We start from the raw sequence: 8,321 nt of genomic DNA, 5'->3' as shown, positions 1-8,321 counted from the left end.
GAATCACCCGGCATTCCCCACGCAATGGTTTTACGGATTATAACGTGCTCTTCCCGGTGCTCCGGGCTTGTTGGCCACCGTCGCCTGCGCTCCTTCTCGCAGACTTGACACCAGCGTCGGGGTGCCAGAACCACACGTCTTGTCCGTCCGCCTCGAGTGCCCTCGTCAGATGCACCCTCAGCGTCCACCGCATCCCGCCCCGCGTTGTTGACGTTGCGCAACGCCCCTTTGGTGGGGCGGGACAGCGCGGAATATAGAAGTGATTTGGGCGGGGCGCAAGCATTATTTCAATAAATCAGAAATTATTTTCTGTAATTATGGGAGCATCTGATTACCGCCGCGGCCGCCTCGGATGTGGGTTGATCATGCGATGAGGATCGTTGCGCGAGGGCCTCGAAAGGAAGGATAGATATTCAAGACGTAGCAAATTATCTTTCCGCCATCGGTCCCCACTCCAACCCTCGCCCGCTGGCGGGGGAGGGAGTTGAGGCTGCAAGCGGCAGTCACTTCGCGTATTTGCCCGAAAGCTGCGGGGTGATGTCCGGGTAGGCGCCCGGGGTCTTCTCCTTGGCCTCTTCGTGCATCTGGAGGCGGGTTTTGCGCGCCCAGCTGCGCTTGAGATCGTCCTTGATGCCGAACTTCAACCGGCCGAGCCCTTCGGTTTCCAGCTCGATCGTATCGCCGTCCATGAATGGATTGAGACCCCGGTGATTGGTGCCCGTGGCGACGATGTCGCCGGGCAGCAGCGTATGGATGCTCGACAGCCAGGCGATGCACTTGGCGATCTTGTGGGCCATATCGTCGGTGTTGAAGTTCTGCATCAGCACGCCGTTGTTCCATAGCCTGATTTGCAGCTTCAGCGGGTCCTTGATCTCGTCAGCGGTGACGAGCCAGGGGCCGATCGGCGCGAATGTGTCGCGGCTTTTCATCTGGAAAAACACGTTGCCCTGTGGCGGCAAGCCGCGCGCCGAGCCGTCGACGAAGTTCATGTAGCCAAAGATGTAGCTCATGGCATCAAGCTCGCTGACACGGCTGCACTTCTTGCCGATGACGACCGCAATCTCGGCCTCGCCTTCGAAGATCGTGGCCGGCACGTCCGGCAGCACCATGGTGTCGCCATGTCCGATGATCGCGCTCGGCGATTTGTGGAAGGCGTTGATCGGCGCCGGCGTGCTGCGCGTGCCATCTTCCATGTAGTTGACCGCCATGCAGTCGATCGTGCGCGGACCCGGCACCGGCGGACGAATGCGGACGCCCGCTACCGGCACCCCGGTGCCGCGCGCCGCCGCCGCCTCGAGCCGCGGCCTGTAGCTGCTCCAATGTTCGATCAGCCCGTTCATCAGATCGCCCGGGCCGGTATGCGGGATGTCCTTGACCTCGGCGCTGACGTCGACCACGGCGTCGTTCTTCAGCACGCCGAGCTTGAAATCATCGAAATAGACCAACTTCATCCTGTGTTCCTCACCTGTTGTGTCGTGCTTGCGTCCAGGCTGCCCGGTCGCCGCGCCGATCTCGCCGGCGATGAGCTTATACCGCATCTCGGCGGGGCGAGAACCGGCTTGTTGGTGTGTCGCCCAAAGTAGCCGGGCCTATCGGACGGCGCGGCAAGGTATTAAAGGGGTGGGAGTGGTAGCGATGCGACGGCGCATTCGCATTAAGGGAGAGAAGCGATGGACCTGAAGGGCGCGGTTGCACTGGTGACGGGCGGCAATGGCGGGCTGGGGCAGCGCATCTGCCACGCGCTCGCGCAAGAGGGCGCACATGTCGCGGTCATGTACGCACGCAGCCGCGACCAGGCGGAAGGCGTCGCCAGCGAACTAAGGTCGCGTCATCAAATCAACGCTCAGGCTTTCGGCTGTGACATCACCGACGGCGCGGCTGTGGATCGGCTGGTCGGTGAGGTAACCCAGGCCTTCGGCCGCCTCGATGTTCTGATCAACGACGCCGCCTACAACGTCTCGATCCCCTTCGGCGATCTCGACAATCTGACGCCGGAGGTGTGGAGCAAGATCATGGCCGTCAACCTGACGGGGCCGATGAGCCTGACCAAGGCGGTAGCCCCCATCATGAAGGCCCAGGGGCGAGGCCGCATCGTCAACATCGCGTCGGTTGCGGGGCTCAGCCCAACCGGCTCTTCCATCGCCTATGCCGTGTCGAAGGCGGGGCTCATTCATCTGACGCGTTGCATGGCGGTGGCGCTGGCGCCCGAGACGCTCGTCAACTGCGTGGCACCGGGCCTGCTGGAGGGCACTCGCGCGACAGCCAATCTCCGGTCCGAGCAGATCGAGCGCTCCGCATCGGCCTCGCTCCTGAAGAAGGCTGCCGACAAGGACGACTGCGCTGACATGGTGGTCGCCATGTGCCGCACCGAGACCATGACCGGCCAGACCGTCGTCATCGACGCTGGGCGCATCTTCCACTAGCGCGTGATCCGGAAAAGTGTGAAGCGGTTTTCCGAAAAGATCGCGCGCAAACAAGAATCTAAGATTTTTTTAGCTCGCGTAGGGCGGGTTCTCTTTAACCCGCCGATCACGAGATGGCGGATTAAAGGGAATCCGCCCTACGGCCCTACGGCCCCGGGGAGCCGCTTCCGCCAGGCGATCCGGCCGACGACGATTGATAGTGTCGCCGCGATAAGCGGCGGCACCCCGTGGCCGTATTCGCCGTGGAGGGTGACGGTCGCGAACGCGGCCAACATCACGGTGCAGCCGAGCGCCGAGCCCCACAGCCGCGTCCGTGCCTGCGCCAGCAGAACGGCGGTCGCGAGTTCCAGCGATCCAGTCACGAAATGGAACCATGGCGGGTATCCCCACCGCAGATATTCTTCGTAGATAGACCCGGGGGCGAAGATGTTGCTGAGCGATCCCACGACGAAGAAAGCTGCAAGTGCCAAGGCCGGGACCTGTGGCCAGGAAATCTTTGACATTTGTCCATCCTTTTCTGATGAGGGCGACGCATTCATTCCGAATGGATGCGAATTTCCGGAGCAGGTTCGAAAGTCGCATCTCATCGCCGATCCGCGGACTTACGCCGTAGCGGCCTTCTGAGCCGCAGCGAAGACATCGCGGGGAAGCGTTGTGCCGGCGACGTGCTCCGTGCCAGCGACGCCGAGGTCCATCCAGCCCGCGTTGACGGCCTCAAACATGGCTTCGGCCGGTCCGGTCTGGCCCTTCGGGATGCCGAACTGCTCGAACGCTGCTGGCCAACCGGCCCGCGGGACGGCAAAGGCTTTGACGTCGAGCTGCATGACATCGCCCAGTTGCGCTGCGACTTCATCCGCGCTGACCATCGAACCAAGTTCGATGACGCGATGCCCCGACCACGCCGGCCCGGTCAGCAACGTCGCCACCTCGGCACCGATGTCGTTCGTCGCGACCATGGTCGATTTCCGGCTGGTCGGATGGTAATAAACTGGGAGCGTGCCGCCCTGGGCGACGTGCAGGCCGTAAAGGAAGTTCTCGAAGAACCCGCCGGCGCGCACGACAGCGACCGGCGACGCCAAGTCGCGAAAGCCTTGCTCCAGCAGCGACAGGGCAGTGATCATTCCCAGCCCGCTGGTCCGGTTCGCCCCCATCGACGAGAGCGCGACCACACGTGGCGGCGCGGCCTTGGTCAGCGCCTCGACATAGTTCGCGATGACGCCCTTGGCTTCCTTGAAATCCGGCGAGGGGGCCCAGACCGCCGGCAGCATGACGAACGCGCCGTCGACGCCCTTGAGCGCCCGCTCGATGGCGGCCGCATTGTTCCAGTCGCCGTCGACCAGTTCGACGCCCTGGTCCGTCCAGCTTGCCGCCTTCGCGCGGTCGCGAACCAGCGCGCGTACCTTCTTACCTTGCGCCAACAGGTGTGTGGCTGTTGCGCCGCCTACTTTTCCCGTAATTCCCACGACTAGAAACATGCGTATTCTCCTGGAGCTAGATGGTCTATGTTCTAGGGTAGGTCTCATATAAAGACCTTAGACCTGCACCGTAAGGAGGCAGGTTTTTGTAGCCAGGAGAGAAAAAGGGAACCCGTATGAGCGACGCATTGAGCGCGATCGAGCGATTCAGCCGATATCAATCGGACGACGCCCGCTCAGTAGAACCCGTACATTGCCCGGTGCGCGACGTGCTTGACTGCATCGGCGACAAATGGAGCATACTCATGATCATGACGCTCGCGACGCGACCGCAGCGCTTCAGCGAGCTTCACCGAGCAATCCGCGACATCTCCAAGCGCATGCTGACTCAGACGCTACGCGACTTGGAGCGCGACGGACTTATCACCCGCCATGTCTTTCCGACCAAGCCGCCGAGCGTTGAATATTGCCTTTCCCCGCTAGGCCAATCCCTGCTGGACCCGATGGCGAGCCTCATCGATTGGGCCGACCGTCGTTATTCCGATATCCATGCCGCGCGCGTCCGCTTTGACGGAGCACCCTGTGATGTCCAGCGCTAGTCACTAGCGCTTGATCGGGAAAAGTGTGAAGCGGTCTTCCGGAAAAGATCATGCGCAAACAAGAATCTAAAGCGCGATGATTCATCTTGATCTCATCGCGCTCTAGGACAACGGGCTTGGCCACGCAGCTTCGAACGCTTGAGAATATCGGAGGTTTGATCGATGGTTTTGTGGTCTCCGCTTAGGTTCAACAGCGGTCGAGAGATGGCAAATCGGTTTGCAATCGCTCCGCTGACAACCGATGCTTCCCATCAAGATGGGACGGCTACCGAACATGAACTCGAATTTGTCCGGCGGCGTGCTGCCGGCGGATTCGGAGCCGTCATTTCTTCCGCGGCTTATGTCGAACAAGGCGGGCGCTCCTGGCAGGGAATAGGTGCGGCACATGATGGACACTTGTCCAGTCTGCATCGGCTCGCTGAAGCGATGCGTGCCGCAGGAGGTCTTGCGATCCTCCAGATCTATGACGGTGGCCGCATCGCAAAGCCCGAGTTGATCGGCGAGCAAGGTCTGCGTGCGCCGTCTGCGGTTGCATCGTTGCGTCCCGGAGCAAGGACGCCAAGGGCGATGACATCAGATGAGGTGGAAAACCTGATTGCAAGCTTTCGAGCGGCTGCTTCGCTGGCTCGAAAAGCCGGTTTCGACGGCGTCGAGATTCACGGCGCCAACCACTACGCGGCTCATCAGTTTTTTTCGCCTCGGGCCAATCATCGCGTCGATCATTGGGGCGGCACGCTCTCAAAGCGCATGAACTTTCCTCTCGCCGTTGCGCAGGCCGTTCGCGACGCGCTCGGTCCGAAGCTGATCGCAGGGTTTCGCGTGACGCCATTCGAGGCCGAGGCGGACGGTTATACGCTCGAGGACGCCAAAACGCTTTGTCATGAACTTGCCAGGCTGGGTCTCGATTACATCTCCGTTTCGCTCGATGATTATCGGAAGAGCCGGCCGACCGGAGAGACCCGTGTTTACAATGGTCCGGTCGAGAGGAGTTATACCCTGGCAGAGAGTCCGATCACGGAATTTGCCCGCGTCATAGCGGGTCGCAGTGCGGTGATGGCCAGCGGCGGGATCAAGACGTGCGGGGATGCCGAGGGGGCGATCAAATTGGGAGCTGATCTGGTCGCGGTCGGACGCGCCGTGGTGGTTGATCCGGAGTGGCTTTCCAAGGTCCGAAGCAAGAGCGAAGCATCGATCCTTGCGGGACTGCCGAAGGATGAACGCGAGATAGCCAGAGCTTTAAGCATTCCTCCGCGAATGGTCGAATATTTGTTGAGCCGTCCAGGCTGGATCCCCCGCCTTTAGACCGCGACCTCAAGTCATCGGTTGAGCCGACAGGATGCCGTATCTGCCGAACGCAAAATATATCGAGCTGCCGGGAGACGATCACGCGCCGGGAGGAGACGCCAAGCGTTTGTTTGACGAGATCGAGGAATTCTTCACCGGGTCACGATCGATTGAGCCAGATCACATGTCAGGGTGAGGATTATCGCGTGCAAACGCTTCGGGCGACTCACGGGTGAAGCATTGTTTCATCCGCGGCACGGAGGGCAAGGAAATCGCGCCGCTGGCGATACCCAGGGCGTAACTCACGGCATCGTCCTTCCCTAGCACGATCTCGTGGCACGAGCGCCCATTCACGACCGGCAGGTGCTTTTTGACGGGAGCGGCCTGCGCGCTCAGCGCGCTTGCCAGCAGTACCGCAGTGACGATGATTATGCGCGTCATGGCATCCTCCGTTTCATTGGCCGACCATCGCTCATTTGTTGGACAGCGACGAAACGCAGGAGGTTCGAAAGATTACCCGATTGTAAGGAGGCGCTGCCGGGATTGGCGCGGGCGGCCGCGGCATCAAAGAGGCGCCGGAGGATCACCCCGGCGCCTCTTCGTATCGCGCGCTGACGTCAGCCCGGGGCAGCGCCTTGCGTCGCCGTATACACCGCGTAGATCGACTGGCTCCCGGCCATGAACAGGCGGTTGCGCTTGGGGCCGCCGAAGCAGATGTTGCCGCACACTTCGGGCAGGCGGATGCGGCCGAGCAGCTTGCCCTCCGGCGACCATACCGTCACGCCGTTATAGCCGACATGGCGGCCGGCATTGCTGGAAGCCCAGACATTGCCGTTGACGTCGCAGCGGATGCCGTCGGGTCCGCAATTTACGCCGTCGATCACGAAGTCGCTGAACACTTTCTGGTTCGAGAGCTTGTTGTCGGCGCCGATGTCGAACACGAACACATTGCCCTTGCCGCCCGGGCCGGTATCGCCCGGTCCCTTGCCGGTGGAGACCACGTAGAGCTTCTTGTAGTCCGGCGAGAACGCGATGCCGTTGGGATCGGGCACCTGTTCCTCCGTCACCACGACGTCGAGACGGCCGCTTGGATCGATCCGGTAGCAGTTGGTCGGCAGTTCGCGCTTGCTGGCCACGAAGCCGGCGGGCTGGCCGATCAGCGGATTGAGCTTGCCGCCGGGATTGGCGGAGCCTCCGGGCGCATCGGGCTCGCCCTCATAGAGCTGGCCGCCATACGGCGGGTCCGTGAACCAGTAGCTGCCGTCGGGGTGGGGGACGATATCGTTCGGCGAGTTCAGCCGCTTGCCGCCAAAGTTGTCGGCGAGCACGGTCGCGGTGCCGTCGTTCTCGTAGCGCGTCACCCGGCGGGTGAGGTGCTCGCAAGACAGCTGCCTGCCCTGGAAGTCGAACGAGTTGCCGTTGGAGTAGTTCGAGGGATAGCGGAACACGCTGACGCGGCCGTCGTCCTCCAGCCATCGCATCTGGCGATTGTTGGGGATGTCGGAGAATACGAAGTAGCGTCCCTGTGCGCACCACGCCGGGCCTTCGGTCCACAGCATTCCGGTCACGAGGCGTTTTATGGAGGTGTTGGGCTGCGCGAGACCATTGAACGACGGGTCGACCGCGATGATGTCGGGGTCCCAGAAATAGGTGGTGGGCGCGCCATGCGGGCCGAAATCGCGCGGCGGGGTGGTGATCGTCGATGGCGGCCCCAGATCGCCGCCCTGCTGGGCCAACGCTGTGCCGGTCCCGGCCGCGGTGGCGCCGGCCGCGATGGCCAGGCCCTGGACCAGCGTTCGTCGTGAAAGCATTGATTGCGGATCGCGCTGCACGTCGCGTGTCATCACATCCTCCCAATGTAGCTGCCTGCCGGTTGATCCGGCCTGGCGGGAAGGAGGCTAATCCGATCCGGTGTCGGTTGCGAGTAGGTTTCGTGTCATCTTGCGGATGCGCGCCATGCATGATGGCACAGTCGCGTCGAAGGCATGTCTTTCGGGAGGCGTGGATGGTAGGCGGATTGGAGCCCAACGGGTCCGCGCAAGGCGCGGCCCGATGGGCGTAATCCGCCATTTGCCCCGTTCACTTCAGCTGATCGGCCACTTTTTCGATGCCGGCCTTGACGCAAGCCTCGTCTTTTTCGCCGCCGGGCGCGCCCGATGCGCCGGCAGCACCAATGACCTCATCCCCCACCTTGATCGGGAGCGCGCCCTGGTTGGCGATGACGTTGGTCAGATGGATCAAGCCGAGTGTCGGATCCGCCTTCAGCCGTTCGACCAGCGCGCCCGATGGCGCGCGGAAGGTGCGCGCGGTGTACGCCTTGCGAAAACTGTTCTCGAAGGTATGCGGTCCGGTATTGTCGCCGCGCACCTGCACGATGACCTCGCCGTTGCGGCCGACTACGGTCGCCGACACGGCGTAGCCGTTGGCCTTGCAGGTCTCGATCGCGGTTTGTGCAATGGTGATGGCGATGGAAGCGCTCAGGTCCTTGTGCTCGAGCAGTTGCGCGCTCGCTGGAGCGGCCAGGGCAAGGATGCAGGTCGAGGCGAGAGCGATGGCGGTACGACGAAGACCGGACGGTTGCATGACGTTACTCCCCTGAA

At 62.2% G+C, this 8,321-nt stretch carries 9 protein-coding genes; 3 read left to right on the top strand and 6 right to left on the bottom strand.

What is annotated here, in order from left to right; all coding sequences use genetic code 11:
* Window positions 1-503: 503 nt before the first annotated feature.
* Window positions 504-1,451 (bottom strand): fumarylacetoacetate hydrolase family protein, encoded by a 948-nt coding sequence (locus tag VK804_RS11230; RefSeq protein WP_325370876.1) that lies wholly within the window; start codon window positions 1,449-1,451, stop codon window positions 504-506.
* A gap of 219 nt (window positions 1,452-1,670) precedes the next feature.
* Between VK804_RS11230 and VK804_RS11225 the strand changes: the two genes are divergently transcribed.
* The gene (locus VK804_RS11225; protein WP_325370875.1) at window positions 1,671-2,423 is read left to right on the top strand and encodes an SDR family oxidoreductase; all 753 of its coding nucleotides are present in this window, start codon (window positions 1,671-1,673) and stop codon (window positions 2,421-2,423) included.
* A gap of 137 nt (window positions 2,424-2,560) precedes the next feature.
* Here VK804_RS11225 and VK804_RS11220 read toward each other — a convergent pair whose 3' ends face one another.
* Together VK804_RS11220 and VK804_RS11215 are read right to left on the bottom strand one after the other, a co-directional pair.
* Window positions 2,561-2,926, bottom strand: a complete 366-nt coding sequence (locus tag VK804_RS11220) for a DoxX family protein (RefSeq protein ID WP_325370874.1) — start codon at window positions 2,924-2,926, stop codon at window positions 2,561-2,563.
* A gap of 99 nt (window positions 2,927-3,025) precedes the next feature.
* Window positions 3,026-3,898: an NmrA family NAD(P)-binding protein gene (locus tag VK804_RS11215; protein WP_325370873.1), complete on the bottom strand. Its 873-nt coding sequence runs from the start codon at window positions 3,896-3,898 to the stop codon at window positions 3,026-3,028.
* A gap of 116 nt (window positions 3,899-4,014) precedes the next feature.
* On the opposite strand from VK804_RS11215, the gene VK804_RS11210 reads away from it, so the two are divergent.
* The gene (locus VK804_RS11210) at window positions 4,015-4,437 is read left to right on the top strand and encodes a helix-turn-helix domain-containing protein (RefSeq protein ID WP_325370872.1); all 423 of its coding nucleotides are present in this window, start codon (window positions 4,015-4,017) and stop codon (window positions 4,435-4,437) included.
* Between the two features lie 162 nt (window positions 4,438-4,599).
* Entirely contained in the window at window positions 4,600-5,739 is a 1,140-nt protein-coding gene (locus tag VK804_RS11205; RefSeq protein ID WP_325370871.1) for a hypothetical protein, read from the top strand.
* 162 nt (window positions 5,740-5,901) lie between these two features.
* Here VK804_RS11205 and VK804_RS11200 read toward each other — a convergent pair whose 3' ends face one another.
* From VK804_RS11200 to VK804_RS11190, 3 genes are all read right to left on the bottom strand, one after another.
* Complete coding sequence (locus tag VK804_RS11200) at window positions 5,902-6,162, bottom strand: hypothetical protein (RefSeq protein ID WP_325370870.1); 261 nt, start codon at window positions 6,160-6,162, stop codon at window positions 5,902-5,904.
* Between the two features lie 176 nt (window positions 6,163-6,338).
* On the bottom strand, window positions 6,339-7,565 hold the full coding sequence (locus VK804_RS11195) for an SMP-30/gluconolactonase/LRE family protein (RefSeq protein ID WP_325370869.1): 1,227 nt from the start codon (window positions 7,563-7,565) through the stop codon (window positions 6,339-6,341).
* 235 nt (window positions 7,566-7,800) lie between these two features.
* Window positions 7,801-8,304 (bottom strand): heme-binding protein, encoded by a 504-nt coding sequence (locus VK804_RS11190; RefSeq protein ID WP_325370868.1) that lies wholly within the window; start codon window positions 8,302-8,304, stop codon window positions 7,801-7,803.
* Between the last annotated feature and the right edge of the window lie 17 nt (window positions 8,305-8,321).

Source organism: Bradyrhizobium sp. (genome assembly GCF_035484855.1).
Taxonomy (GTDB): Bacteria; Pseudomonadota; Alphaproteobacteria; order Rhizobiales; family Xanthobacteraceae; genus Bradyrhizobium.
The sequence above is the reverse complement of the archived record's forward strand: the minus strand, read 5'-3'. Positions and strand labels throughout refer to the sequence as shown.

Excerpts from the sequence above, each read along its gene's own strand:
- VK804_RS11190 (WP_325370868.1), bottom strand. The coding sequence starts at position 8,304 with ATGCAACCGTCCGGTCTTCGTCGTACCGCCATCGCTCTCGCCTCGACC.
- VK804_RS11210 (WP_325370872.1), top strand. The coding sequence starts at position 4,015 with ATGAGCGACGCATTGAGCGCGATCGAGCGATTCAGCCGATATCAATCG.
- VK804_RS11215 (WP_325370873.1), bottom strand. The coding sequence starts at position 3,898 with ATGTTTCTAGTCGTGGGAATTACGGGAAAAGTAGGCGGCGCAACAGCC.
- VK804_RS11200 (WP_325370870.1), bottom strand. The coding sequence starts at position 6,162 with ATGACGCGCATAATCATCGTCACTGCGGTACTGCTGGCAAGCGCGCTG.
- VK804_RS11195 (WP_325370869.1), bottom strand. The coding sequence starts at position 7,565 with ATGACACGCGACGTGCAGCGCGATCCGCAATCAATGCTTTCACGACGA.
- VK804_RS11230 (WP_325370876.1), bottom strand. The coding sequence starts at position 1,451 with ATGAAGTTGGTCTATTTCGATGATTTCAAGCTCGGCGTGCTGAAGAAC.
- VK804_RS11225 (WP_325370875.1), top strand. The coding sequence starts at position 1,671 with ATGGACCTGAAGGGCGCGGTTGCACTGGTGACGGGCGGCAATGGCGGG.
- VK804_RS11220 (WP_325370874.1), bottom strand. The coding sequence starts at position 2,926 with ATGTCAAAGATTTCCTGGCCACAGGTCCCGGCCTTGGCACTTGCAGCT.
- VK804_RS11205 (WP_325370871.1), top strand. The coding sequence starts at position 4,600 with ATGGTTTTGTGGTCTCCGCTTAGGTTCAACAGCGGTCGAGAGATGGCA.